Source organism: Acinetobacter sp. LT1 (assembly GCF_059800965.1).
In genome coordinates this window covers 71,371-97,850 of record NZ_JBBAXE010000001.1, presented here as the reverse complement: position 1 = coordinate 97,850, position 26,480 = coordinate 71,371, and the positions used below count along the sequence as shown (strand labels likewise).

At 37.1% G+C, this 26,480-nt stretch carries 21 protein-coding genes and 1 pseudogene; 15 read left to right on the top strand and 7 right to left on the bottom strand.

Annotated elements, in window-relative coordinates:
• Positions 1–18 precede the first annotated feature (18 nt).
• Positions 19–528, bottom strand: a complete 510-nt coding sequence (locus WBW42_RS00460) for an LPS-assembly lipoprotein LptE (protein ID WP_002115142.1) — start codon at positions 526–528, stop codon at positions 19–21.
• Positions 529–555: 27 nt separating this feature from the next.
• Positions 556–3,180 carry a leucine--tRNA ligase gene (leuS, locus tag WBW42_RS00455; RefSeq protein WP_017482043.1) on the bottom strand — a complete coding sequence of 875 codons (2,625 nt, stop codon included), beginning with the start codon at positions 3,178–3,180 and terminating at the stop codon, positions 556–558.
• A 535-nt stretch (positions 3,181–3,715) separates the two neighbouring features.
• Here leuS and WBW42_RS00450 point away from each other — a divergent pair.
• The 4 genes from WBW42_RS00450 to WBW42_RS00435 all read left to right on the top strand — a co-directional run bounded on the left by WBW42_RS00450 (position 3,716) and on the right by WBW42_RS00435 (position 9,361).
• Entirely contained in the window at positions 3,716–5,440 is a 1,725-nt protein-coding gene (locus tag WBW42_RS00450) for an acetolactate synthase 3 large subunit (protein ID WP_017482044.1), read from the top strand.
• Positions 5,440–5,931 (top strand): acetolactate synthase small subunit, encoded by a 492-nt coding sequence (ilvN, locus tag WBW42_RS00445; RefSeq protein WP_002114824.1) that lies wholly within the window; start codon positions 5,440–5,442, stop codon positions 5,929–5,931. The genes WBW42_RS00450 and ilvN overlap by 1 nt, the downstream gene beginning before the upstream one ends.
• Positions 5,932–5,963: 32 nt before the next feature.
• Positions 5,964–6,980, top strand: coding sequence for a ketol-acid reductoisomerase (gene ilvC, locus WBW42_RS00440; protein ID WP_002115094.1), 1,017 nt, complete (start codon positions 5,964–5,966; stop codon positions 6,978–6,980).
• A 326-nt stretch (positions 6,981–7,306) separates the two neighbouring features.
• Complete coding sequence (locus WBW42_RS00435) at positions 7,307–9,361, top strand: bifunctional diguanylate cyclase/phosphodiesterase (RefSeq protein ID WP_005066201.1); 2,055 nt, start codon at positions 7,307–7,309, stop codon at positions 9,359–9,361.
• 416 nt (positions 9,362–9,777) lie between these two features.
• On the opposite strand, the gene WBW42_RS00430 is transcribed toward WBW42_RS00435, so the two are convergent.
• Entirely contained in the window at positions 9,778–10,350 is a 573-nt protein-coding gene (locus WBW42_RS00430) for a TetR/AcrR family transcriptional regulator (RefSeq protein ID WP_002117307.1), read from the bottom strand.
• Between the two features lie 326 nt (positions 10,351–10,676).
• On the opposite strand from WBW42_RS00430, the gene WBW42_RS00425 reads away from it, so the two are divergent.
• From WBW42_RS00425 to WBW42_RS00415, 3 genes and pseudogenes are all read left to right on the top strand, one after another.
• A complete protein-coding gene (locus tag WBW42_RS00425; protein ID WP_017482047.1) occupies positions 10,677–11,540 on the top strand; it encodes a hypothetical protein in 864 nt (287 codons plus the stop codon).
• 230 nt (positions 11,541–11,770) lie between these two features.
• Positions 11,771–11,842, top strand: a pseudogene (locus tag WBW42_RS00420) (hypothetical protein); the annotation flags it as partial.
• Positions 11,843–12,060: 218 nt separating this feature from the next.
• Positions 12,061–13,260: a tyrosine-type recombinase/integrase gene (locus WBW42_RS00415; RefSeq protein WP_109104450.1), complete on the top strand. Its 1,200-nt coding sequence runs from the start codon at positions 12,061–12,063 to the stop codon at positions 13,258–13,260.
• On the opposite strand, the gene WBW42_RS00410 is transcribed toward WBW42_RS00415, so the two are convergent.
• On the bottom strand, positions 13,253–13,474 hold the full coding sequence (locus tag WBW42_RS00410; RefSeq protein WP_000541019.1) for a hypothetical protein: 222 nt from the start codon (positions 13,472–13,474) through the stop codon (positions 13,253–13,255). The two genes, WBW42_RS00415 and WBW42_RS00410, sit on opposite strands and share 8 nt — an antisense overlap.
• Before the next feature lie 212 nt (positions 13,475–13,686).
• On the opposite strand from WBW42_RS00410, the gene WBW42_RS00405 reads away from it, so the two are divergent.
• Positions 13,687–14,586 carry a hypothetical protein gene (locus tag WBW42_RS00405; protein WP_109104449.1) on the top strand — a complete coding sequence of 300 codons (900 nt, stop codon included), beginning with the start codon at positions 13,687–13,689 and terminating at the stop codon, positions 14,584–14,586.
• A gap of 59 nt (positions 14,587–14,645) precedes the next feature.
• On the opposite strand, the gene WBW42_RS00400 is transcribed toward WBW42_RS00405, so the two are convergent.
• Together WBW42_RS00400 and WBW42_RS00395 are read right to left on the bottom strand one after the other, a co-directional pair.
• Complete coding sequence (locus WBW42_RS00400; RefSeq protein ID WP_284105152.1) at positions 14,646–15,557, bottom strand: hypothetical protein; 912 nt, start codon at positions 15,555–15,557, stop codon at positions 14,646–14,648.
• Positions 15,558–15,755: 198 nt separating this feature from the next.
• Positions 15,756–16,802, bottom strand: coding sequence for a YagK/YfjJ domain-containing protein (locus WBW42_RS00395; RefSeq protein ID WP_032014126.1), 1,047 nt, complete (start codon positions 16,800–16,802; stop codon positions 15,756–15,758).
• Between the two features lie 423 nt (positions 16,803–17,225).
• Between WBW42_RS00395 and WBW42_RS00390 the strand changes: the two genes are divergently transcribed.
• The 6 genes from WBW42_RS00390 to WBW42_RS00365 all read left to right on the top strand — a co-directional run bounded on the left by WBW42_RS00390 (position 17,226) and on the right by WBW42_RS00365 (position 22,575).
• Entirely contained in the window at positions 17,226–18,170 is a 945-nt protein-coding gene (locus tag WBW42_RS00390; RefSeq protein WP_109104448.1) for a YagK/YfjJ domain-containing protein, read from the top strand.
• Between the two features lie 173 nt (positions 18,171–18,343).
• Entirely contained in the window at positions 18,344–18,637 is a 294-nt protein-coding gene (locus WBW42_RS00385; protein WP_228158188.1) for a hypothetical protein, read from the top strand.
• Positions 18,638–18,844: 207 nt separating this feature from the next.
• Positions 18,845–19,132, top strand: coding sequence for a hypothetical protein (locus WBW42_RS00380; RefSeq protein ID WP_000058782.1), 288 nt, complete (start codon positions 18,845–18,847; stop codon positions 19,130–19,132).
• A gap of 58 nt (positions 19,133–19,190) precedes the next feature.
• Positions 19,191–20,240, top strand: coding sequence for a DUF932 domain-containing protein (locus WBW42_RS00375; protein WP_109104446.1), 1,050 nt, complete (start codon positions 19,191–19,193; stop codon positions 20,238–20,240).
• Between the two features lie 168 nt (positions 20,241–20,408).
• Positions 20,409–21,449: a YqaJ viral recombinase family nuclease gene (locus tag WBW42_RS00370; protein ID WP_284105123.1), complete on the top strand. Its 1,041-nt coding sequence runs from the start codon at positions 20,409–20,411 to the stop codon at positions 21,447–21,449.
• A gap of 184 nt (positions 21,450–21,633) precedes the next feature.
• Positions 21,634–22,575, top strand: a complete 942-nt coding sequence (locus WBW42_RS00365; protein WP_284105122.1) for a recombination directionality factor — start codon at positions 21,634–21,636, stop codon at positions 22,573–22,575.
• A gap of 69 nt (positions 22,576–22,644) precedes the next feature.
• On the opposite strand, the gene WBW42_RS00360 is transcribed toward WBW42_RS00365, so the two are convergent.
• Positions 22,645–22,959 (bottom strand): hypothetical protein, encoded by a 315-nt coding sequence (locus tag WBW42_RS00360; RefSeq protein WP_004782037.1) that lies wholly within the window; start codon positions 22,957–22,959, stop codon positions 22,645–22,647.
• Between the two features lie 243 nt (positions 22,960–23,202).
• Between WBW42_RS00360 and WBW42_RS00355 the strand changes: the two genes are divergently transcribed.
• On the top strand, positions 23,203–26,478 hold the full coding sequence (locus WBW42_RS00355; protein ID WP_284105121.1) for a helicase-related protein: 3,276 nt from the start codon (positions 23,203–23,205) through the stop codon (positions 26,476–26,478).
• The last annotated feature ends 2 nt before the right edge of the window (positions 26,479–26,480 follow it).

Below are 26,480 nucleotides of genomic sequence, written 5' to 3'. Positions count from 1 at the left end.
TGCTGGTAAAAATAAAGATTAAGGCTGAGCTTTTGGTAAACGGTTTGCTGAAATCTGACGAGTAATTTGCTGTGCAATGTCATCGATCACAATACGTTGCAAATAAGATTCTTGCTGATTTTCGGTGTTAACCGTTGCAAGATCATATTGGTAACTACGAGATGCAGTTAATGAACGTGGTTCAGTAATTTTATTACCCTGACGGTCTTCAATCTGGAAGGTTACGGTTAAGCGTAATAATACTTCCGTTAGTTTTCCATTTAAAAGCTGACGACGTGGTGTGTACTCTAAAACACGGAGTACGTAGGCATCATTATCATTGCTGAATTGAACACCATTTGCAGCTAAATAAACTTTTAACTGGGTTTCTAAATCATCAGTTTTAGCTGGTAACTCAAGGCTTAATTTTTTATAAACAAGCGGAGTTGCAGTCGGGTTGGTTCCTTTTAAATGAAATCCACACCCGACTAAGCCTGCACTAAGGCCTAAGGTCAAAACAACAGCGGCTAAACGTTTGGCAAAGTGCATGCTTGATCCTCTCATTAATAACTTTAATTAAACCACGAGGTTAACTAATTTATTTGGAACCACAATTTCTTTCTTTGTTGGTCCTGTTAAGAATTGTTGAACTTCTGGAAGAGCTTTAGCTTGAGCTAATAGATCTTCTTTAGAAATATCAACCGAAACTTCAAGTTTACCGCGAAGTTTACCGTTAACCTGTACAACAATCGTTTGTGTATTACGAGTTAATGCAGAAGCATCGACTTCAGGGAATGTCGCTTCTGTTACATCTGTACCAAACTGAGCCAATAATGTTTGACTTAAATGTGGTGCAAATGGAGCAAGTAAAGTTAACAGTGTGGTGATCGCTTCACGTTCTACAGCAACGTCATTATCATCTTTTGCTTCAAACTTGTTGCTCGCATTTAACAATTCCATCAAAGCAGCAATCGCAGTATTGAATGCATGACGACGTTCGATATCATCACTTACTTTTTGAATAGTTTCGTGTGTTTTGCGACGTAAATCTTGAGCGTCTTTAGACAAGTTAGCTGCATCAATCGTAGAAGCTTGGTTGCCCTTTTCAAGGAAGCTCGCTACAAGGCGCCACACACGTTTTAAGAAACGGTTTGCACCTTCAACACCTGCATCAGACCATTCTAAAGATTGATCTGGTGGAGCAGCGAACATCATAAATACACGTGCTGTATCTGCGCCGTATTGATCAATAATCGCTTGTGGGTCGATACCGTTGTTTTTCGACTTAGACATTTTTTCTTGTCCGCCGATCACAACTTCTTGACCGTCACCTGAATATTTTGCAGAAAGAATACGACCTTTTTCATCGCGTTCTAATTCGATATCAGCAGGGTTAAACCAAGTCTTCTTACCATTTTCTGCTTCACGATAGAATGTATCCGCAAGCACCATGCCTTGAGTTAACAAGTTGGTAAATGGTTCATTACCTTGTACTACACCTTCATCACGCATTAATTTGTGGAAGAAACGTGCATAAAGTAAGTGAAGAATCGCGTGTTCAACACCACCAATATATTGGTTTACAGGAAGCCAGTTTTGAGCAGCTTCAGGTTTCACCATTCCGCCAGTGAAGTCTGGAGACGCATAGCGTGCGTAGTACCAAGATGACTCTACAAATGTATCCAATGTATCTGTTTCACGGCGTGCATCGCCACCACAACAAGGACATTTCGTTTCATAGAATTCAGGCATTTTATTAAGCGGGTTACCTGAACCATCTGGAACAACGTCAGTTGGTAATACAACTGGAAGCTGGTCTTCTGGAACTGTGACTTGACCACAAGTATCACAGTTAATCATTGGAATTGGACAACCCCAGTAACGTTGACGAGAAACACCCCAGTCACGTAAACGGAATTGAACTTTAGAATTTGCTAAACCTTGTGGTTCTAATTTTGCAAGGAATGCATCAAATGCAGCTTGGAATTCTAAACCATCAAACTCACCAGAGTTAACAAGTTTACCTTCTTTAGAACCGTACCATTCTTGCCACTCAATTGCAGAGTAGTCTGCATCGTCACCGCCTTTGGCATCAATTACTTGCTTAATAGGCAAGTTGAACTTGTTGGCAAATTCGAAGTCACGTTCGTCATGCGCTGGTACAGCCATCACTGCGCCAGAACCGTAAGACATTAATACGTAGTTTGCGATCCAGACAGGAAGCTCTTCACCAGTTACAGGATGCTTTACAAACAAACCTGTCGCCATGCCTTTTTTCTCGGCTGTTGCCAAGTCCGCTTCTGCAACTGAACCCATGCGGCACTCTTCAATGAATGCAGCCAATTCAGGGTTCTTTTCAGCCGCTTTAAGCGCAAGAGGGTGTTCTGCTGCAACGGCAACATATGTCACGCCCATAAGCGTGTCAGCACGTGTTGTATAAACAGTTAAGCCATCAGCATAAATTTCGGTATTGGCAGATGGGAAAGTAATTTCCATGCCTGTAGAGCGACCAATCCAGTTACGTTGCATGGTCAACACTTGTTGAGGCCAGCCGTCTTGTAGGGTGTCTAGGTCGTCTAATAATTCTTGTGCATAGTCAGTAATACGGAAGTAGTACATTGGAATATCGCGTTTTTCAACCAATGCACCAGAACGCCATCCGCGACCATTTTCAACTTGTTCGTTTGCTAAAACAGTTTGGTCAACTGGATCCCAGTTTACTGTTGAAAGTTTACGGTAGATCAGGCCTTTTTTATAAAGCTGAACAAATAACCATTGTTCCCAGTGATAATACTCTGGTGTACAAGTTGCAAATTCACGATCCCAATCTACAGATAGACCTAATTTTTTTAATTGGTCACGCATGTACGCAATGTTTTCAAATGTCCATTTTGCCGGAGCAACTTTATGGGCAATTGCTGCGTTTTCCGCAGGTAAACCGAATGCATCCCAACCCATAGGTTGTAATACAGTTTCACCTTTTAAACGGTAAAAACGGCTAATCACATCGCCAATTGTATAGTTACGCACATGCCCCATATGCAGCTTGCCGCTTGGGTAAGGAAACATCGACAGGATGTAACGATGTTTACCTTCGACAGTGTCGGCAACTTTAAAGACTTTACGATTTTCCCAATCTTGTTGAACTGATGGTTCAATCGTGTTTGCTTGATATTCGGGGTCAATGTGAGAAATAGTCATAGACGTAAGCTATACAACAAAAATTGATATTAAAGATTGTTGCACAGCATAGCGCAAAATCGACAAAAATGCAGTTTTGGGATGGATTTATTTTCCGTTAAAAATTAAACAAGAATAAACCTGAAAAAAGCGGGGTAGTCATAAAAAAAGAAAAGTGGAAAAATCAAATAAGATGAAAAAATAGTCAGTTAAAAAATAATCATAGAAAAGTGTTTCTTTAATCTTGACTTTAGTGAATTAAACAACAAAAATGCTTCCTTTAGTTTTATATGCGATTATTTGATCACCCTTCGAATAACCGTCATGTTTTGTAATAGACATTCTCTCTAGCCGAGAGATTGATTTTACTTAAAGTATGTATATCCAGACATGCTTTATTAATGTTAAAAAAGCTTATACGGCTGAAAAACAGAAATTTTTCTATTGCAACGAAAACTAGACAATATGTGTGCTATAACAGTGCAGACAATTCAATGAATGAAACACTATTTGTGCCTTCCATAAATAGTGATAAAGATTTTTAGGGTGAATCACGTTGGAACTTTTATCTGGTGGTGAAATGCTCGTTCGTGCTCTTGCGGACGAAGGCGTTGAACATGTTTTTGGTTATCCAGGCGGCGCTGTATTACATATTTATGATGCGCTATTTCAACAAGACAAAATTAATCATTACCTCGTACGTCATGAACAAGCTGCTGGTCATATGGCAGATGCTTACTCGCGTGCTACAGGTAAGACTGGCGTAGTACTGGTCACTTCTGGACCTGGCGCAACTAATACTGTGACTCCAATTGCAACAGCTTATATGGACTCAATCCCAATGGTGATTTTGTCTGGCCAGGTTGCATCACATCTTATTGGTGAAGACGCTTTCCAAGAAACTGATATGGTAGGTATTTCACGTCCTATCGTGAAACACAGCTTCCAAGTTCGTCATGCAAGCGAAATTCCTGCAATTATCAAAAAAGCATTTTATATCGCAGCAAGTGGTCGCCCTGGTCCAGTTGTAGTCGATATTCCTAAAGATGCAACAAATCCTGCAGAAAAATTTGCATACGAATATCCTGAAAAAGTGAAGATGCGTTCTTATCAGCCACCTTCACGTGGTCATTCTGGCCAAATTCGTAAAGCAATTGATGAGCTTTTAAGTGCAAAACGCCCTGTAATTTATACGGGTGGTGGTGTTGTTCAAGGTAATGCATCAGCATTATTGACTGAACTCGCACATTTACTAGGTTATCCAGTAACTAACACACTTATGGGCCTTGGTGGCTTCCCTGGTGATGATCCACAATTCGTGGGTATGTTAGGTATGCACGGTACTTATGAAGCAAATATGGCGATGCATAATGCTGACGTCATTCTTGCAATTGGTGCGCGTTTTGATGACCGAGTAACCAATAACCCAGCAAAATTCTGTGTGAATGCTAAAGTTATTCATATTGATATTGATCCGGCGAGCATTTCAAAAACAATTATGGCGCACATTCCAATTGTAGGGGCAGTTGAGCCTGTACTTCAGGAAATGTTGACGCAATTGAAACAATTAAATGTGTCTAAGCCAAACCCTGAAGCAATTGCTGCGTGGTGGGATCAAATTAATGAATGGCGTAAAGTTCATGGTTTAAAGTTTGAAACCCCGACCGATGGCACAATGAAGCCACAGCAAGTTGTTGAAGCTTTATATAAAGTCACTAACGGTGACGCCATCATCACTTCAGATGTGGGCCAACACCAAATGTTTGGTGCGTTGTATTACAAATACAAACGTCCACGTCAATGGATTAACTCAGGCGGATTGGGCACCATGGGCGTAGGTTTACCTTATGCAATGGCTGCGAAGCTCGCTTTCCCAGATCAACAAGTTGTTTGTATTACTGGTGAAGCTTCAATTCAAATGTGTATTCAAGAGCTTTCAACGTGTAAGCAATATGGCATGAATGTGAAGATCTTGTGCTTGAATAACCGTGCTTTAGGTATGGTGAAGCAGTGGCAAGATATGAACTATGAGGGCCGTCACTCAAGCTCATACGTTGAATCATTGCCTGATTTTGGCAAGTTAATGGAAGCTTATGGTCACGTTGGTATCCAGATTGATCATGCTAATGAACTAGAGTCGAAGCTTGCTGAAGCAATGGCGATTAATGATAAATGTGTATTCATTAATGTCATGGTTGATCGCACGGAACATGTTTATCCAATGCTGATCGCAGGTCAGTCTATGAAGGATATGTGGTTAGGTAAAGGGGAGCGTACATAATGAGACATATTATTTCTGTACTCGTTGAAAACGAAGCTGGTGCGCTTTCTCGCCTTGTTGGTTTATTTAGCCAACGTGGATATAACATTGAAACACTGAATGTTGCGCCAACCGAAGACCCAACTTTGTCACGCTTAACATTAACAACTTATGGTGATGACCATAAGATTGAACAGATTACAAAGCAGCTCAATAAACTTGTTGAAGTTGTAAAAGTAGTTGATTTATCAGAAGGTTCACACATTGAGCGTGAACTGATGCTGATTAAAGTAAAAGCGTTAGGTGCTTCACGTGCTGAAATTAAGCGAACGGCGGATATTTTCCGTGCGCAGATTGTAGACGTGACACCAACTACCTATACCATTCAAATAGCAGGGACAACTGAAAAATTAGATGGTTTTATCGATGCGCTTGCAGAAAACACTATTCTAGAAGTCGTTCGTTCAGGTGTATCTGGTATCGCCCGTGGCGAAAAAGTATTAGCCATTTAATTTTTTAAAAAGTATTTTAGCGGAGAACACAAATGCAAATTTTTTACGATAAAGACTGTGACTTATCAATCATCCAAGGCAAGAAAGTAGCGATTATTGGTTACGGTTCTCAAGGTCATGCTCATGCACTTAACCTTAAAGACTCAGGCGTAGACGTAACTGTAGGTTTACGTGCAGATTCAGCTTCTTGGAAGAAAGCTGAAAATGCAGGTCTTAAAGTTGCAGAAGTTCCTGCTGCTGTTAAGCAAGCTGACCTCGTAATGATTTTGACTCCAGATGAATTCCAATCACAACTTTACCGTGACGTGATTGAGCCAAACATCAAAGAAGGCGCGACTCTTGCATTTGCTCATGGTTTCTCTGTTCTTTACAACCAAGTTGTTCCACGTAAAGATTTAGACGTAATCATGGTTGCTCCAAAAGCACCTGGTCACACTGTACGTTCAGAGTTCCAACGTGGTTCAGGTGTTCCTGACCTAATCGCAATTCACCAAGATGCTTCTGGTAATGCACGTAACGTTGCTCTTTCTTATGCTTCTGGCGTAGGCGGCGGCCGTACAGGTATTATCGAAACTTCATTCCGTGAAGAAACTGAAACTGACTTATTCGGTGAGCAAGCAGTTCTTTGTGGTGGTGCGGTTGAATTAGTGAAAATGGGCTTCGAAACTTTAGTTGAAGCTGGTTATGCACCAGAAATGGCTTACTTCGAATGTTTACACGAACTTAAATTGATCGTTGACTTAATGTTCGAGGGTGGTATCGCTGACATGAACTACTCAGTATCTAACAATGCTGAGTACGGCGAATATGTAACTGGTGTTGAAGTAATCAACGAACAATCTCGTGAAGCAATGCGTAATGCATTGAAACGTATTCAATCTGGTGAGTACGCTAAGATGTTCATTCAAGAAGGTGCGTTAAACTACCCATCTATGACTGCTCGTCGTCGTCAAAATGCTGCACATGGTATTGAAGTAACTGGTAATAAGTTGCGTGCAATGATGCCATGGATTCAAGCAAACAAAATCGTAGACAAAGAAAAGAACTAATTTTCTTTATCTAACGCTTTAAAAGAACCCTGCTTTAAGCAGGGTTCTTTATTTATACTATTTTATTTGAATGCGAAAATTGCGATTAGGTCAACTTGACTAGATTAAATAAATTCTATATTTTTCATATAATTGGCTGCTTAATTTTTATTTACTTTATTGATTTATAAAGTAAAAAATACTTGACCAAAAGATAGATAATGTTATTGTTTATAACTGACTGAATAAGTCAAATTTACTAAAATTTCTTTAACATGTTTAATTGTATTTTGGGCAATGAGTTGAACAAAATAAAAAAAAGTATTGAATAATCATGGAAGTCCAATATGGGTCATGTTGATTACGATAGCACATTGATCGTCGGCTCTTTTATTGCAGCTGGCTTCATTTGTTATATTGTAATTTCCATGGAGCAGCTAATATTCAAGCAAGTCTATAAGAAATTTGAGTCCTTAATTTTATTTATTAATGGATTGCTACTCGCCTTAGCAATTAGCATCGTCCATATTGTTGGTATACAAGCTTATCATCTGTTTGATACTGCTCACTCTAATATTCCTTTAATTGCAATTTCTTATGCCATTAGTGCATTGTTATCTTGCATTGCGATGTGGTTGACTTCGCGTTTTACGCTCCCTTTATTTAGACTCATTTTGAGCTCGATTATTATGGGAATCGGAATTTCAGCTTCATATTACATTAGCATGTTGGGCTGGAATATTAATGTTTATAAAAAAGATTACACTTCGTTTTTACTTTTATTTTCTGTATTAATTGCAATGAGTGGTTCAGGGCTAGCGTTTTTACTCGCCTATAAATTAAAAGACACTGAACGATATCGCTTAACTTTAAAAATCGCATTTTCGGTTATGATGACCTTAAGTATTATGGGGATGCACTACACAGCGCTTATTGCGACGAATATTACTGATAAATTTATTAGCCAATATCAGGCTGAGCATGACTTATTATTATTTACAATTATTCTAGTCACCTGTTTGGTACTCGTAGCAAGTTTTATTGTTGCAATGTTAGAGCAACGCCTTACTCAACAGAATTTAGAGCTGCGTAAGGCAAATAAAGAATTAGCTAACCTATCTATACAAGACAATTTAACCAAATTACCTAACCGCCTTTATTTAGTGGATTATGCTGAAGTATTACTTTCAGATCATCGATACAAAGACCAGAAAATTGCTTTCTTATATATTGATTTAGACCGATTTAAATCGGTGAATGATGCATTTGGACATCATGTGGGTGATCAATTACTTATTCAGATGGCGAACCGCTTACATTGGCAACTCAATGAGAAGTGCAAACTACTTAGAATTGGCGGTGATGAGTTTTTACTTATTGCTGAAAATACAAATGCCGATGAAGCAGTTATTTTGGCTGAGAAAGTTTTACAGCTGATTCAAGAGAGTTATCAGATTTCTGGTAAAGAAATTAATATCTCTGCAAGCTTAGGAGTGGCACTATTTCCTGAGCATGGACAAAATGTTCAGGACTTACTCATGAACGCTGATGCCGCGATGCTCATGTCTAAAGAACAAGGCCGAAATACTTACACCATCTTTAGTTATTCAACCCACCAACAAGAAACGAGAAGTCAGTCAAAACTGATCAATGATCTTTATAAGGCCGTAGAAGAAAAGCAGTTCATCCTATATTACCAACCAAAATTTAATACGAATCTTGAGGTCTGTGGTGTTGAAGCATTAATCCGTTGGAATCATCCAGCTTTAGGAATACTCACACCGCATATGTTTATAGAAGGTGCAGAAAAAACGGGTTTGATCATTCCAATGGGATATTGGGCACTTGAGCAAGCTTGCCTGCAAATTCAAGAGTGGGAACGCAGTAACACCCCATTTTATCCAGTCGCAGTGAATTTATCGGCCTTACAGTTTGAAAATAAAAAATTATTTAGTACGCTCGAAGCATTGTTAAAAAAATATCAAATTCAACCCCATCACTTAATTGTTGAGATTACTGAATCAACAGCAATGCGGCATATTGATTTAAGTATTCGAGCTTGTGAGCGACTACGTGATATGGGCATTCGAGTCGCAATTGATGATTTTGGAACAGGCCATTCAAGCTTTTTATATTTAAAAGATTTACCTGTAGATGAATTGAAAATTGATCGTGGTTTTATCGTTGACTTAAAACCAGGCTCAAAAGAAGAAGTTATATTAGAAAGTATAATACATTTAGCTAAAAAGTTAGGTTTAACCGTAACAGCGGAAGGGGTGGAAACTCAACAGCAAGTTGAAATTTTAACCCGTTTAGGTTGTCAGCAATTTCAGGGGTATTTATTAGGAATGCCTGTTCACGTCGATCAACTGATTGAATCTCAAGGTGCTCACTTCGCTTAATCTTTTCTATATCGATTTTTAAACCTAATATTTCCTTTTAATTTTATCTTTAAAGAACAATTAATTAAAATAAATTTATCTTCTAAAAAACACCTATATATTTGTAGTAGTGAATAGTATTAGCTTCTCAGTTAGTTGAGTATTTTACATATAATAATTTATGAATATATACTGCGAGTATAAAGTATTACTAACAAATTGATGTTTATATTTTATAGAATATAAGGAGTAAAAAGAATTATTATAAAATATTGTGAAGTTTATATAATAATTGGAATTAATGAGGATGAAGCTAAATAGAAATATTAATTTTTAAGGTTTGGATAAATTTTGGGTGGAGTTGGAGATTAGACTCCACCGAATTAAAAAATACTTTTTATCTTTATTAAAATATAACTATTTAATTAATTTATAAATTAAATAGTTGCATACTCTCGAACTGTTTCTAATTCAATAATTTTGTTTATATAAGACCACGTTTGTTCTGGATTAATCTTTCCTTTATTTATAGTGCCATCAATAATGATTCCATCTACAATGTTAAGAAAGAGCCCTGTTAGGATTTTTGTGTTTTCTACTTCTAACTCTGAAAGAGCTGAGAAAACTAATGAGTAAATCCACTCCCGATACTCATTAATTTGATGCTTAATAGAAGGGTACAATTGCATGACTTCTATTGTCGCTTTTTTAAATAAGCAGCCATTAAAGTCATCTGTATTAATCCAATCGATATACCAATTAAATATCTTTTTTAATTTAATCAATGGGTTGTTGGTATTTTTTATTTTTTCCAATATTGAATATTGGATCTCTAAATTTCTTTTATAAAGACATTCTTCAATTAAGGCTTCTTTAGAAGAAAAGTATTTATAAAAAGTCATTTTTGCAACATTTGACTCAGCAATAATGCGATCAACACCAATAGAAGTATAGCTTTTTTGGTTAAAGAGGGATGTTGCTGTTGTTATAATAGTTTCTCTTTTTGTCATCGGGTTCCCCGTTGCGGATATTTTTTGATTAACTTTGCTATTGTAAAGTGTATAAGCTTAAATAAAACTTATTTTATAGTATTTAAAAAATTATATTTATTCAATAGCTTGGTTGATTTAAAAAACAACATATTATATATTTAATTGGTAATAGTTTACTTTTTTAAATATTATTAATTAATCCGTTGATTTGTTGAGATAATACACATAGTATCAACTTGTTAAGTATGGGTGTGCGGAATTTATTTTAGCAATTGAATGCAAAATTGTAATAAAGAGAGAGCCTATAACTTAACTATAAGAAAAACTTTTTACAGAGAATCATTATGTTAAAAAAATTTGAAGATTTTAATAATCCAAGAGAAAAAGCATTGCAGGGGATGAAAAATAGTATTCCTGCAAAACAATGGGATGAAAATTTACAATTTCTTAAACAGTTAAGAAAAACGATTGCAGAGTTACCAGTTTGCAACCATCCTGCTATTGAACTGTTAAACGGTGGATATCTTGATAAACAACGTTTGACTCTTATTCATTTAGAATATCGTCATGCGATTGTACAAATTTTTACTGATGCTTTATTAAAGGCTCAATTTTTAACAAAACAATTGGAACCTAAACTCCACTCTGGAGCGAAGATGTATCCACGGGTATTATTAAGTTTAAATATACTTGATGAGTTTGGTTTTCGCCCTGGTTTAGACAAAGATAATTACTATCTGGGTAATCCTGAATATGCTCATTATCCTTTATATGAAGATTTACTAAATGATTATGGTTTAACGGAACTTGACCGTCGCAATTATAAACCATCAAAAATCGCTAATCAGGTTAGATCATTTTTAGAATCTTCTTATGATAGTTATATTAACGTCGTGGCATTATTAGCTGTTGCAGAGGAGGAAGTCATTCTTTTTAGTCCTCCATTACGTCAAGCAACTAAATTCGTAAATATCGATGTTGAAGGTGGTGGTTATTACCATGTACATGGGGTATCTACGGATGAAACATCTGAGGCTGCTGATGACGATCATGAAGATGACTTGTGGTTTGCATTAGCACAAGCAATTACAAAAGATGATTATGAAAGCTTAACCAAGCTATGTATTGATTACTGTGCTTTATGGAATGAGTTCTGGGATGCACAAATTGCCGATGTTCAATTCATTGAAGAAAAGAAATTGGCGTAAAGATTCTATTAAGTCTTAATCAAGCCCATCTTAAACAGGTGGGCTTTTTTAATTGTAAAATTTCTAAGGAGCTAAACTACATTCTCAAAAAAGATCTAAAAAGTTTGTGAATAACTCATGGCTTATCAACAATCATTAAACAGTTCTATAAATCTGCTACAATTACGCCAATTTTTATTTTGATCGACTTTAGGTCTTTGGCACTGCAATCTCCGCAGTAGGTGTATTTCATGAGTTTTAAAGATGAGTTAGCGGCACAGGTTGCTCAACGCCGCACATTTGCCATCATTTCCCACCCAAATATTTGATATCTATTCAAGCTCATTCAACCTATTTCAAATATAATAATAAAATCATCGTAAGTGCTGTAAAAGTATAAAAATATTGCTATTCTTTATCTGACATATCTTTCAACCCCGTTCAATAGATTTCAAGTCTAGTCAGTATGTTTGTGTACATATGTGTGTACATATTTTCTAGAATTAGCTACTTGAAAAAATATGTACACAGGTGGAGTAAAATGCCTTTAACAGATACTTGGCTTAAGAAGAATCTAGATCGTGAACGTTCAGCTATACATACAGAACCTGATCAAGATGGATTGAGCGTTCGTGTATCGCAAAAAGGAAAGCTCACTTTTCAGATGCGTTTTCGATATAACGATAAGCAAGCTCGTTTAGACTTGGGAACCTATCCAAATATGAGCCTTAAAGAAGCTCGTATTGAATTGCAGAAAATGAAAGCAATTTTAGAAAAGGGACATGACCCACGTATTCATAAAAAGATAGAGCTTCACAAGATCACAGAGGCTATAACTTTTGAAGCGTTATTTCGTGAGTGGCATGCGAAATATAGTATTCCTAATAAAAAGAATGCAGATCAATATTTGAGATCATTTGAACTTTATGTTTTCCCAAAGTTAGGTAGCATACCTGCTGAGCAAATCACATTACATATGTGGTTAGATTTACTAGAAGAGCAATTTAAACAGTCACCATCGATAACTGATCGCATTCTTACGAATACAAAGCAGTGTTTGGATTGGGGGATCAATCGAAAATTAATTGAGCAAAACCCCATAAGACATATCACTGGAAAACGTGACTTGAATATTAAGAAAAATAAAACTGTTCGAGTATTACAAGATGATGAGTTATCTTTAATTTTTAAAATTTGTGATGAGTCTAGAACATCATTAAGGAATGTTTTATTTCTCAAGTTATGTTTGTTTTATGGTAATCGATATAGTGAGTTGAGGCTTGCACGGAAATCAGATTTTGATTTTAGTAAAAATACATGGACAGTACCGTATGAAAATCATAAGACAGGAGAAAGTAAAGGGGACATTGTTCGACCTATTATTGATGAGATCAAACCGTGGCTTCAGACGGCAATTGATTTGAGTAATTCTGAATACATTTTCCCACATGAAAATGGCAAAGAGCCAATGGGGCGTAGTGGGCCAACAGATACCCCTTATAACTTCATGCAATTTGCAAGGAAGAATTATAAAATTGAAATGGATCATTGGTCTATGCATGATTTACGGCGTACAGCTAGGACAAATTTCAGTGCGTTTACGAGTAGGGATGTTGCGGAACTGATGGTTGGACATGTGATGCCAGGAGAACAGGGGACATATGACTATTATGATTATCAAAAAGAGATGTCTAAAGCTTATAAAAAATGGTGGAAAAAGTTAAGTAATCTGTCTAGCTAGACAGATTACTCATTTGGTTGTTATTGAAATATTTGAGTAGCCATTCATTAAACATTTCTTCATCCCAAAGACTAGAAGAGCCAGCACATTTTTTAATAGGTTGTGGCATCGGTTGTTCGAACATTTTTTGATTAGGTTGTTGGTAACGCCATAATGTTGAAGGAGAGCAATTTTTAAGTTTGTGGCGAATTTCTTTAGATGTTAAGTAGCCCATACCTTTGATCCTTTTGTAGTCATAACAATTAGATGAAAGAACTAATTTCTAGCTTTAAATACAGGTCAGAGAGCAACGCGTATTTTTAAGTGATTAGTTCTGTTTGTTGATGAGGTCACTATAAAATTTAGAAAAGATTTAAAGTAGAGCAGTACGTGCATCTAAAAAAATAGTAGTATTATGCTATCTAATTATCTGTAATTTAATAACTTGTGAATAATAAAAAATTATCAAACGTAGAGCTGCTTGAGCAGGATATATGGTTAAACTTTTGCTACTACTATCAGTGTGAGTTGGATGATGAATCAACTGCAACGGAGAATCAATCATGCATAGATAAAAAAGAAAAAATCATAAAAAGAATGCAGCAGAATGATTTTTCAGTAAATGAGGAAAGAATTTCTTTTGCTGAAATGATGGGGGCTGATTTAAATATTCCCTTCAAACCATCTCAGCTCGCTGAGCTTTTAATACAACTTAATACATTAAGGGTTGAAGTAAATAACTTGCCTGCCAAAATTTTTCAAAGGCAATATTCAGATATTTTAATTGCTTCTGTGCAAATGCTTGGTGGATTGGAGTTTATTCAGAACCCTACACTTGCGAAAAGTGCAAAGGCTATCATTGCAGTCAAAGCTCGTTACGACAAGCATTTATACCCAAGACGTGAAATTATATATCGTATTTTACGGGAACAAGTGGCACGTCGTGGTAAATGGAAGACTTTAAATCAAGCAGTTAACTCTGTACTTGTTGATCTGGACAAAGCTTTTGAGGAATACGATATTCAGTGGATTAAGTCTGAACTCGTGCTTAAGCAAGAAATGCTTGATAAACTAGGGTGGCATAAGCAGTCAGCGAAGCAAGCCATTGTCGAGCTAGAGGGTATAACTAGAAAAATAACTACTGCTTCAGCAGCTAAAAAAATAGAAAAATTACAGATGGAGCTAAAAAAATTGAATCAGGTACTCAAGGCAAAATACCCGTCTAAAGAGATGGAAAAATTTGGGTATAAAATGCCTTACAGTGGTGGATACATTGCTGAAACCATCATCCATGAGTTAAGGAATCAACCTGAAATATTGAAGGAAATTTTATTGAATACAGGTTGAGTGCAATTATGTATTTTATATACTAATTCTTAAGGATTAAAAAATGGTATTCAGTCCATCTATTTAGAGTTTGTGCCACAATTTTTGTAAATGAATTTTGGTGAAACATATTCTGATTCATAATAGAAATAGTGGTATTTGAAAAGGATTTCTCCGAAGATTGCTTTCCATGTTTTTTCATTTGTACCCTCGACATCTTGAATATCCATCGGATAATCAACTTCATGGGCAGTTAATATAATATTTGTATGCGGTGAAACGATGAGATAACTGCCATTTCTTAGTGGGATGAACTCTTTCATCGAGAGTGGTTTGCATTCACGTTCAGTAGCACTATATACAGTAAGTACATAGTTATTTGATAAATCACGTTGAACACGGAAAAATAAATCTAAAATTTCAGTTTGATAATTATCATAAAATTTATCAATCATTTGTGAAATCTGTTTTGTAAGCCCTTGCTCAATAAATGATTTATCGCGGAACTCACATTTATTCATATCGAATACATATGTAAAAATATTAAGGTTAAATCGTTGCTGGGTTTTGAAAAGCTTTTTCATCACTCGAGCATTTTCTTTTTTTGACTCATTAATAAGCTCTAAGCGTTGAAGTCGATCCGCCATTGCTATCCGAGTCGTTGAGTCTTTTTTTAGTTCTTTTTCAAAAGAATCTACAATAGGTAAGATGTCTTGTATATATTGCTCATTAGGTAAAAATAAAGGATTGATTGGTCTACCTAATTTAAATCCTAAATCTGAATAAGCTTTATGTAATGCTTTTACACTTTGACTAAGTTTGTAAAATTTATGCTTGAGAAACACTTGGCTTATGCCAGGAAAATTTTGTAAAAGTTCATATACTTCGTAGATTTGTGGAGATTTACAGACATAATGCTTACCATGTTTAGTCGTTTTTTGTTTGAATGCACTATAACTTGGGTTTGTGATTATTGCTGAAATTTTGTGCATAATAGAAAGGTTATATACATTTACGCAAAAATGTATTTGATCATGGGATGTCATCAAACTTAATTGGTTTATTGGTGTATTCATGAAAACCCTGTTGTTTAAGCTGATAGTATTACGCCCTTGATGGAAGTAGATTCTAAAGTATTTTCAATTACTCTTCTGCAATAAATCTAGCTAAATCATTGTAAATTACTTGATTTATCTTGTTGCATACTTACGAGTACTGTAGCCAAATGTTCGTTGATTAGTTTGACCCTTTTCGATAATAAACTGCTCTGTCTTGGTGATGTGATCTATCATTAGGTGCAATGCGTCAATTTTTTCTTGGTCATCATGAGTGATAACGCCGATAGCAAGATTTTTACCAACAGGCTTGTCATGCTTGAAGTTTTGATAAACCCCTTTTTTTAAGGTTATGCTTTGCCATAATTCACCAAGTTTATCGGCAAAGTTATGATTTTCTGTAAACTCATTTGCATCCATAAAAAATAGGAAGTGATAGTGGTATCTCTTCAAGTCTGAGTATTCTAATTTCCAAACAAAACCAACAATCGGTGGGACTTTATCATTTGGTGCGTGAAGTTTTTTGATGAACGCCCGCAAGTAAATTTTTAGTAATTCAAGTGGGACTGTATGATCAGGATGGATGAAAAAATCCATTTTAATGACAAGTAATTTTCTGAATGTATTAAATAATTTTCGAACAAGTCGTTTGATCTTCTTATTCTGATTAATACTTTTTTCTTGGCGTAATTGGGATGCTTTTTGATAGCTTGTATCGCTTGCAATTGAACAGGAAATCTGATGGCAAAATTCATTTAAAATTTCAGCTTTTAAAATAAATTGGTTGGGTGCTAGGGCAATAGCATCATTATGACTTCGAATCCAAAAATCACTCTGACTAACTGTTAAATGATGAAGCGTTATATTTTCTTTCAGTACCTTGCGAAATAAGTCCACTTCAGGACTTGTGCAAGTTTTATCTTCAAGGTAATGAGGATCAATTCTTCTAAGTGACTCATGTATATTTTTATCAACAATAGTATAAGTATTTTGCTTTTTTTGATGCGGTAAGTAGATCGGTTTTGTTCCATTTTTTTCTAAATACAAAATGAGCAGAATGATTTCAAGTTGACGATATGCTTCATTTTCGTTAAATACTTTAAGCTCATAAGTTTCTTGAGAACCAACTCTTTTTGTTAAACTTTCATCTTGAATGTTAGGGGGGGGACTAAGGGGATTCATCATAGCTCAAAAATAATTATTGGCGTAACTTTAGCCTAAGTAAATTTCGATATATCTTTGGATACATCGATGGTTAGCATCATATGGTTCAATGATCTTACCGAGGTAATAGCTTAAGGTACTTAACAGGTATCTTATATTATTAATTATAAGTAATATATTAATAATATAAACAATATCTTATCTAGTTGAGTAAGTACTATGAGTTGCTTAGTTCAGTATAGCCCATACTCAAATGAGCTATAGATAACGTATCCATATCAAGTCACTAAAAACATGTAGAACTAACCCTATAGTATGTTCCAAAGCCTTTAAGCATTTAACTGAGCAGGATGACTACAACATCCTGCTAGAGAATCATGATCAGTAAAATTTTACATCTCTCTCTTAGATATGAACCTTATGTTTCGAGAGAGAATCCAAATGTACCAGAATATTCAATATGATCAGCTTTACCATGAAGCAGAAGTATTGGCAGCAGTAGACCATTTCATTCAAGAAGTTTGCTTAGGTAGTTATGATCTATATCATCAAAACCTGATGATAGACCTACAAAAATTAGTTCAGTCATTTAAGCCAATCTATAACGCTAATTTATACTATTGTAATGCTGTGCTGATATTCATTGAGGTGGTGAAGACCGTTGATTACACACTGAGCCAAATGCCACAGGCAAATTATGAATCTATTAAAGATTTTGATGAAATGACTGTATGGCATATTTTGACTTATATCCAGTCATTATCAGGCTGTGTTCAACAGCAACTAATTGAACATCAACAACGTGAATTAAAGAATCAACAGAGCCTTTTTGAATATGCATCCACACTCATTCATCATTATGCGAGAACATTAGTTGTTCGAGTAGATCTATCTATCAAGAAAGAATATCAAGCCTTATACAACATTCAGGTATTTAACCAAGCCTTAGGGGTCTTGCTTCGGCGTATCGCAGATCAGGATACTTGCTTTAGTGGTTTACATGGTTATGCATGGGCTTTAGAGCATGGCATAAGCAAGGGCTACCATTGCCATCTCTTGCTTATGTACGATGGAAATATACATAAAGAAGGTTTTATGATGGGGCAGTGGGTCGGTGAGTGCTGGAAGCAGATTACTCATGGATATGGTTATATTTTTAACTGTAACCATCCTGACTATATGGCGATCTATGAAGAGATGGGGATTTTAGGCATTGGAATGATTCATCGTCATGATGAAAATAAACTTAATAATTTTCTGTATTACGTTGTCCCTTATTTGGTGAATGAAGAAAAAGAACAACAACATCCTCGAGTGAAGGATTCAGCCTACATGCGTAGTTTCGGTAAAGGTGTGATCGATTCAAAAAACCGTAGAGGTTTATAAATATTGAATTTTTAATAGAGAACACTGCTAATACTGTGTTCTCTATTTCATATTTACTAACATCAAAAAGACAAACTCACATTGCCTTGGTCGGTCCAGCGTGGTTCAATGAAAATTTATTGATCCATCGAACAAATGTGCTATTCAAACAGCTACAAAGTTTTGAAACTCATATGTTGAATAATGCTGATCGTATTATTGTTTTTAGTACTTTATTGATCTATCAACATGAAGCCTATATGCGTGCTTATCATCTGAACCAATGGATCTTACATAAGTTGCAAAAAGGTAATGAAATGGAAAAAGTTCAAGCTGGTTGGGTGGCTATTGGTGAATCAAGTAATTTTATATCAGTTGATCTACAGTCAAAAATTAATGAGATTAATCGTCAATTAGATATTTATAGAGAACTTGCTAAACCCGGTTCAGCACAGCCTAATCTTTCTCATCAGCTTAAACCTGCTTGAGTGTTGGAATAATATCAATAGTTGTATTTAAAAAATTGGAGAGATCATTTACTAATTGAAAAGTAAATTTTAATTCATTCCAAATAATTTCACATACATAACATCCTAATGAGAATCATGAAGCTCTTTTGAGATCACATGAAAATATGAAAACAGAGCCTGCCTTCGAGCAGGCTTTTTTGTGCCCAAAATTTAAGGAGTCGAGCCATGAGCTTGAGCTGTCCCTTTTGTCATTCAACGAATGTGATATTGGTTGAAGCAAGTACACAACAATCAAATACAACCTTAACCAATTTGGTCACACCGACCACATTGGGTGCATTGGGAACCACGGTCGCAAAGTCTTTCAATCTGCCACCGATTGTCGGTGGAATTGCAGGAACAGTATTGGGTAGTGTGTTGAATTCATTCACTGAACAAAGCACACCATCACAGCAGAATTTGTGCTTTTGCCACAACTGCTACCAAAAATTTCCAACTCATCTTTTGCACTAAAGAATATTCATATCCACACAGATTCAAATTTCATTTTCAATTTAAAAGGAATATAACTATGGCACATCAACTTGAACAAATGGCTTATGTCGGTGATACCCCTTGGCATGGTCTAGGTAATCAACTAAGTCAAAACCAACCGATTGAAGTCTGGGCACAGCAGGCAGGCATGGACTGGCGGATTGAGTCTTCCAATGTCAGTTATATGGCACAGAATGAACGTGGGCAAAGTATCATCATACCTTATGAAGAGCAACGAGTACTTTATCGCTCAGACACCCATGCACCACTATCAGTCGTTAGCCAACGCTTTCAGGAAGTTCAACCACGAGAGATTTTAGAATTCTATCGTGACTTGACTGAACAATCAGGCTTTGAGCTTGAAACTGCAGGCGTGCTTAAAGGTGGTAAGAAATTCTGGGCACTGGCTCGGACAGGGCAAACATCCATATTAAAGGGCAAAGATGTCAGTAATGGCTATATGCTCTTGGCAACAGCATGTGACGGAACCCTTGCCACCACCGCACAATTTACCTCGATCCGAGTGGTGTGTAACAACACTTTAGCGATTGCCTTAAAAGGACAGAACAGCAGTGCAGGTGTGGTCAAAGTTCCACACAGTACTAAATTTGATGCAGATAGGGTCAAACAGCAATTGGGTATTTCAGTACGTGCATGGGATGAACACATGTATGAAATGAAGCAACTGACACAACGTAAGGTGAGTCAGATGGAAGCATCCGCTTACTTTGATGCAGTATTCAATAACAGCACCATGAACAACGTATTAGATCAGGAGGATAACATCATTCAGTTCTACCGTGATGTAGCCTTGCAAGCCCAAGCCCAAGCCAATGGCAAGGACAAAGCTGAACCAAATGCGAGATCGATGAGTCGAGCTATGGAAATGTTTAATGGTCAAGGACGAGGTGCGGAGCTAAGTTCAGCCAAAGGAACAGCCTATGGATTACTGTGTTCAATCACGGAATTTATAGACCACGAACGTCGTGCCATGAGTACCGATCACCGACTTGATTCAGCTTGGTTTGGTGCTGGCGCATCGATCAAACAACGAGGATTGGAACAGGCACTTAACATGCTTGCATAGTGCGAAATATACATTTTTCAATCATGGAAAGTTAGACCTAACTAAGCATTTTTAAATGGAATTTAGAATTTTAAAAATTATTAAAACCATAGCTTCGGCTGTGGTTTTTTTATGCCCATTTTTTGTGATCCCCATCATTTTACATAGCAAAATAATCAGGACTTCAATATGAATACCGCAATTTTAAATCCATCCATTCAACAGGCAAGTACTCCATTTATTGCCCCAAAATTATTCACAGCCAAACGCTTGGTCAATACCAAAAACATGACTCAAGCAGAATGGCTTGAAGTACGTCGTCAAGGCATCGGTAGTAGTGATTGTGCCGCAGCGTGTGGACTCAATCCCTATATGTCGATGCTTGAACTATGGATGATCAAGACAGGTCGAGTCAAACAATCCATTGAAGATGAAAGCGCAGGTCATGCCCCTTTATATTGGGGCAAACAACTTGAACCTTTGGTCGCTGAATACTACAGCATGCATACCAACAACAAAGTTCGTCGTATCAATGCCGTACTACAACATCCTGATGAGGATAAGCATTTTATGCTGGCTAACTTAGATTACTCGGTAGTAGGTAGTGAGGAAGTACAGATTTTAGAATGCAAAACCGCAGGAGAATATGGAGCAAAGTTATGGCGAGATGGCGTGCCTTTATACGTACTGTGTCAGGTGCAACATCAACTCGCTGTAACAGGCAAAAAGGCAGCACATATTTGTGTGCTGATCTGTGGTCATGAAACTCGTATCTATAAAGTGATACGTTCGGAATCGGTGATTGAGCATATCGTCAATGCAGAGCGTTACTTTTGGGAGTGTGTGGAAAAAGACACACCACCTGATGTGGATGCCAGTGAGTCGGCAGCCAAAGCTATACAGCAGCTCTATCCGCAACATATTCCATTAACTGTTGAAGACTTGAGTCATAACGAACAAGCCAATCAATTGTTTGCTCAACTGATTCAAGAAAAGCATCACATTGAGCAGCATCAAAAAAACTTTGATGAAATTAAGCATCAAATCCAGATGTTGATGAAAGATGCTGAACGAGCAACCTTTGCCAATGGTTCGGTGACGTGGAAGAAATCCAAAGATTCAATCAGTTTAGACAGCAAAGCCTTACTCAAACTTCACCCAGAAATGCTTGAGCAGTTTCCGCAAAACAAAGCAGGGACACGACGTTTTCAGATCTATACCGATGACTGAATCCATCACATCAATATTTCCAGTCTTCAAAAAAGCGCAAAAAACCACCCCCGACCTACCGACTCTCGAAGGAGCGGTAGGCCAACAATGGCGGTCTTTGCATTTCATCTGATCTTTAAACGGTTTTGTATTTGCTTACATAACAAAGGGTCAACAGTAAAATTTTATTTAGAGGAAAATTATCATGATTAAAGGTTTAGCGATTACACCACCGATTCTTGGACGTATCAGTATTGGTAAAGTCGTTGAAAAGAACGGTAAACGACTGCCTGAAAAGGACGACCAATTTACCATTACCAGTCAAATTCAAAGCAAAGAGGGATGGATTAAGCATCCGCTTGATGAGCAATTACGCAGTAAAGCACCAAATCAAAAACTCCGTACCATTCCAGTACGGATGATCTTCAATGATCCTGAACTGAATCTGAGAGCTGAGTACACCTTATTCGACCGACAAACAGGACGACCTGTCTGTGTAGGCAATGGTGAAACCTGTCAGCGACTCACCAATCAAGGCGTTGAGCAGCAACCATGCCCATCACCTGATTTATGTCCATTGGCACAAGGAGGGAACTGTAAACCTTTTGGACGCTTGCATGTGAACTTAGATGAATCGGATGAACTCGGTACATTTATTTTTAGAACCACTGGCTTTAACAGCATTCGGACTTTGGCAGCACGACTGAGTTACTACCACGCTGCATCGAATGGTTTACTTTCATGCCTACCACTGCAACTTACACTAAGAGGCAAGTCCACCACACAAAGCTATCGTACTCCTGTGTACTATGTGGATTTAACATTGAAAGATGGGGTTAATCTGCGACAAGCTATTCAAATGGCGCAAGAGATTGACCAGCAAAGTAAACAAGCAGGGTTTGATCAGACGGCATTAGATCAGATTGCACGGCAGGGTTTTGCCAATGCACAGTTTGAAGTCAATGCAGAGGAGGGATTGGATTTGATCGAGGAGTTTTATAGTGATGCAGATGAAACTGTGAACCAAGGAGTTGAACAGACACAGTCTATAGCGAGAGCCAAAGCAAAATCGAAGCCAAATCAAGGGGAAGGGTTTGTGCAGGAAATGCAGCAGGGGCTGAAGGGGAGTGTGAGGGCGGTGAATTGATTATGATGTGAAATTAAATTGAAAAAACAGCCTAAGCTAGTTTAGGCTGAATTATTTTCAAACTTGTTGTTAGAGTTGATTGATATCAAAGTATGAATTATTAGAACAGAATAAAAATTTTTTCAAATATACTGTTACATTTAATCCTTTTTCATAAATTAATTGGCTATATTCTTGTGGGTTGATGTGGCTAGCAACAATTGTAGAAATTTCAGAAAGGGGGCTTAATTGTTCAGCGTGTAAGTGATCTCTTCCGATATAGATGCTACTGATGAATTGTAGCTGTACATACGGAGAATAAGCTTGCAGAAATGATATGATTTCATTTTTTGTTGATGGAGCAGCCATTAAAAAATGTTGAATTGCAGTAGATAAATTAGCCATTGGGGAAGGTGATGTTCTGATGATTTTTTAGTTATAACAAATTGTATTTACAGAAGAAATAAATTTATTTTTTGTTGGTATAAGAAGGTTGCACGTTGATTTTGATTTGTAAAATTGTTTTATCTAAAAATTCATTGAAAGTTACGAGTTTTATAGTGATTTTTTTGCAGTTAGACAATAGGGTATAAGCATATTACATAACAATAAGATATTATAATTAATATCAAATTTATTTTTTTTCTAATGAAACTTATTGATAACATCAACAGCACATTGGGTTCCGATATTGGGAACAATTTAAATAGTAAATCTAGATTGAAGATCGCTGCTTCATATTTTTCTATCTATGCCTTTGCTAATTTAAAAAAAGAATTAGAAAAGATCGAAGAACTGCAATTTGTTTTTACATCCCCGACCTTTGTTGCGGATAATGTGACGGATAAGCTAAAAAAGGAAAAACGTGAGTTTGTTATTCCTAAACAAGACCGTGAAAGCAGTCTGTACGGGACAGAATTTGAAATTCACTTAAAAAATCAGTTATCACAAAAAGCAATTGCTAAAGAATGCGCAGATTGGATACGACGAAAAGCAAAATTTAAGTCAAATAATAGCAATGCGCCGATGCAGGAATTTATCAGCATCCAAAAACCTGAGCAGTCTTTAACCTATATGCCTATTCAAGGGTTTACCCCGATGGGACTCGGTTTTGAAAAAGGCAATGCGATTTCCAATATGGTGAACTGCTTTGATGAGCAACCGATGGTGCAAACCTATATTCAGCTATTCAATCAAATTTGGAATGACCCCTCAAAAGTTGAAGATGTCACCAGTGAAATTATTCGACACATTGAGTCTGTCTATCAGGAAAATCCACCTGAACGTATTTACTTCTTAATGCTTTACAACATCTTCAAAGACTTCTTGGAAGATATCAATGCAGATGTGATGCCGAATGATCTCACAGGATATCAGGATACCTTGGTATGGAATAAGCTGTTCAATTTCCAAAAAGATGCAGCAGTAGGCATTATCAATAAACTTGAAACCTACAATGGCTGTATTTTGGCGGATAGTGTGGGGTTAGGTAAGACCTTCACTGCCTTGGCCGTAATCAAATACTACGAATTACGAAACAAGAGTGTTCTGGTTTTATGCCCTAAGAAATTGGGAGCAAACTGGACGAATTATAACGCCAACCTATTCACGAACATTTTTGCTAAAGACCGTTTTAGCTACGATGTGCTGTATCACACGGATCTCTCTCGTAAAGGTGGTGAAACCCTAGGTATAGATTTGGCAAAAATCAATTGGGGCAACTATGACTTAGTTGTGATTGATGAGTCGCATAACTTCCGTAACCGTGGCACGTTTAAGGATCGTGAAACACGTTATGACCGCTTAATGAATCAAGTGATTCGTCAGGGCGTGAAAACCAAAGTGTTGATGTTATCTGCTACGCCAGTAAATAATCACTTTACTGACCTCAAGAATCAGCTCGCCCTTGCTTATGAAGGCAATGCAGCTTTATTAGAAAATAAGCTCGATACTGAACGTGATATAGAAACCATATTCCGTAGAGCACAGGCCAGCTTTAATGCCTGGGCAAAACTAGATCCTGCCCAGCGGACAACTCAAGCAATTCTTAACCTTCTGGATTTCGATTTCTTTAAGCTGTTGGATAGCGTGACAATTGCTCGTTCAAGAAAACACATTCAAACTTTCTATGACACCAAAGATATTGGACAGTTCCCTCAACGACTCAAGCCGATTTCATTCCGTTGTGCATTATCGACTGATCAGGATAGTGTTTCTCTGAATCAAATTTATGCAGATCTGTCCTTAATCAAGATGTCAGTCTATGCACCAGTCAGTTATATCTTTCCAAGTGCTTTAAAAAAGTATGAAGAAATTTTTGATACTCGTGTAGAAGGCAAAGGTAAATTAAGGCAGGTAGACCGTGAAAAAAGTTTACAGGCTTTGATGACGGTCAACTTGCTGAAACGCCTAGAAAGTTCTGTCCATGCGTTTAGGCTGACACTGAACGTTTTAAAGAAAAATATTGAAAATGTACTCGCTAAAATTGCGGACTTTGAAGCTCGTCAGGCGGATGATGAAGTCAGTATTTCACCCGACTTTGGATATGATGAGGATGAGAATGGCGAATTGCTTAATACTGAAGACCTCATTGGCAATAAGCTCAAAATTCATTTGGCTGATATGGATCTGTTGAGCTGGAAAACGGATCTAGACGGTGACTACCACATTATTCTCGGTTTACTGCGAATGATTCAGCCAATTAATGCTGAAAAGGATGCCAAACTACAGCATCTTAAAGCGCATGTTGTTGAGAAAATTCAGAACCCAATTAATGCCAATAACCGTAAAGTCATCATATTTACTGCCTTTGCGGATACAGCGAATTATATCTATGAGCATATTGCTCCGATTTTGCTAGAAACCTATGGTCTGCACAGTGCCAAAGTGATCGGCAGTGATAATACTTCAACGATCAAGACCAGAGTGGGAAGTCGTCAAAGTTATGATATGCAGGGCTTACTGACTCTATTCTCTCCACAATCAAAGCAAAAAGCAGACATATTCCCTGAAGAGTCCAGAGAAATTGATGTGCTCATTGCAACCGACTGTATTTCTGAAGGACAAAACTTACAGGACTGTGATTATTTGATTAATTTCGATATTCACTGGAATCCTGTACGCATCATTCAACGCTTTGGGCGTGTGGATCGTATTGGCTCATCAAACAGCGTTATTCAGCTCGTTAATTACTGGCCTGATATCAGTCTGGATGAATATATTAACCTGCGAGAACGGGTCGAGAATCGCATGGTGATCGTCGATATGACCAGTACGGGAGATGACAACGTCCTCAGTGCCCAAGCCAATGATATTGCCTATCGTCGTGAACAATTGCAAAAGCTACAAACTGAAGTTTTAGATTTGGAAGATGCCAATACAGGGGTTTCGATTACTGATTTAGGTCTAAATGACTTCCGTATGGATTTGCTTGGCTATATGGAAGAGCATCCTGAATTGGAGCGATTACCGAATGGACTACATACTGTTGTGCCTGCACAGCCAGAACTCGGTTTAAATGCGGGAGTCATTTTCACCCTAAGAGCACGACATCCTGAGTCGCCTAACAGCCAAAGCAACCGCTTATACCCGTACTATTTGGTTTATATTAACCAAGGCGGTGAAGTCGTTTATGACTATACCCAAGCCAAATATCTATTGGATGTAGCACGTAAAGCCTGTCGAGGAAAAGATCATCCGATTCCTGAGGCGTATGAAAAGTTTAATGAGAAAACCAATGATGGACGAGATATGAGCCAATATTCAGAATTGTTGGATATTGTGATTCATACCATTCAGGACGTAAAAGCTGAGAAAGATATTGATAGCCTGTTTTCAGGCTTGACTACATCAGCGTTGGTAGATGTGGTTTCTGGATTAAACGACTTTGAGCTGATTAGCTTTATTGTGATTGAAGAGCCTTAAGC

Coding starts and splice junctions, on each gene's coding strand:
- WBW42_RS00435 (WP_005066201.1), top strand. CDS start 7,307: ATGGGTCATGTTGATTACGATAGCACATTGATCGTCGGCTCTTTTATT.
- WBW42_RS00395 (WP_032014126.1), bottom strand. CDS start 16,802: ATGAATCCCCTTAGTCCCCCCCCTAACATTCAAGATGAAAGTTTAACA.
- WBW42_RS00400 (WP_284105152.1), bottom strand. CDS start 15,557: ATGCACAAAATTTCAGCAATAATCACAAACCCAAGTTATAGTGCATTC.
- WBW42_RS00365 (WP_284105122.1), top strand. CDS start 21,634: ATGATTAAAGGTTTAGCGATTACACCACCGATTCTTGGACGTATCAGT.
- WBW42_RS00430 (WP_002117307.1), bottom strand. CDS start 10,350: ATGACAAAAAGAGAAACTATTATAACAACAGCAACATCCCTCTTTAAC.
- WBW42_RS00380 (WP_000058782.1), top strand. CDS start 18,845: ATGAGCTTGAGCTGTCCCTTTTGTCATTCAACGAATGTGATATTGGTT.
- WBW42_RS00385 (WP_228158188.1), top strand. CDS start 18,344: ATGTTGAATAATGCTGATCGTATTATTGTTTTTAGTACTTTATTGATC.
- WBW42_RS00360 (WP_004782037.1), bottom strand. CDS start 22,959: ATGGCTAATTTATCTACTGCAATTCAACATTTTTTAATGGCTGCTCCA.
- WBW42_RS00375 (WP_109104446.1), top strand. CDS start 19,191: ATGGCACATCAACTTGAACAAATGGCTTATGTCGGTGATACCCCTTGG.
- WBW42_RS00460 (WP_002115142.1), bottom strand. CDS start 528: ATGCACTTTGCCAAACGTTTAGCCGCTGTTGTTTTGACCTTAGGCCTT.
- WBW42_RS00410 (WP_000541019.1), bottom strand. CDS start 13,474: ATGGGCTACTTAACATCTAAAGAAATTCGCCACAAACTTAAAAATTGC.
- leuS (WP_017482043.1), bottom strand. CDS start 3,180: ATGACTATTTCTCACATTGACCCCGAATATCAAGCAAACACGATTGAA.
- WBW42_RS00425 (WP_017482047.1), top strand. CDS start 10,677: ATGTTAAAAAAATTTGAAGATTTTAATAATCCAAGAGAAAAAGCATTG.
- WBW42_RS00390 (WP_109104448.1), top strand. CDS start 17,226: ATGTACCAGAATATTCAATATGATCAGCTTTACCATGAAGCAGAAGTA.
- WBW42_RS00415 (WP_109104450.1), top strand. CDS start 12,061: ATGCCTTTAACAGATACTTGGCTTAAGAAGAATCTAGATCGTGAACGT.
- WBW42_RS00370 (WP_284105123.1), top strand. CDS start 20,409: ATGAATACCGCAATTTTAAATCCATCCATTCAACAGGCAAGTACTCCA.
- WBW42_RS00355 (WP_284105121.1), top strand. CDS start 23,203: ATGAAACTTATTGATAACATCAACAGCACATTGGGTTCCGATATTGGG.
- ilvC (WP_002115094.1), top strand. CDS start 5,964: ATGCAAATTTTTTACGATAAAGACTGTGACTTATCAATCATCCAAGGC.
- ilvN (WP_002114824.1), top strand. CDS start 5,440: ATGAGACATATTATTTCTGTACTCGTTGAAAACGAAGCTGGTGCGCTT.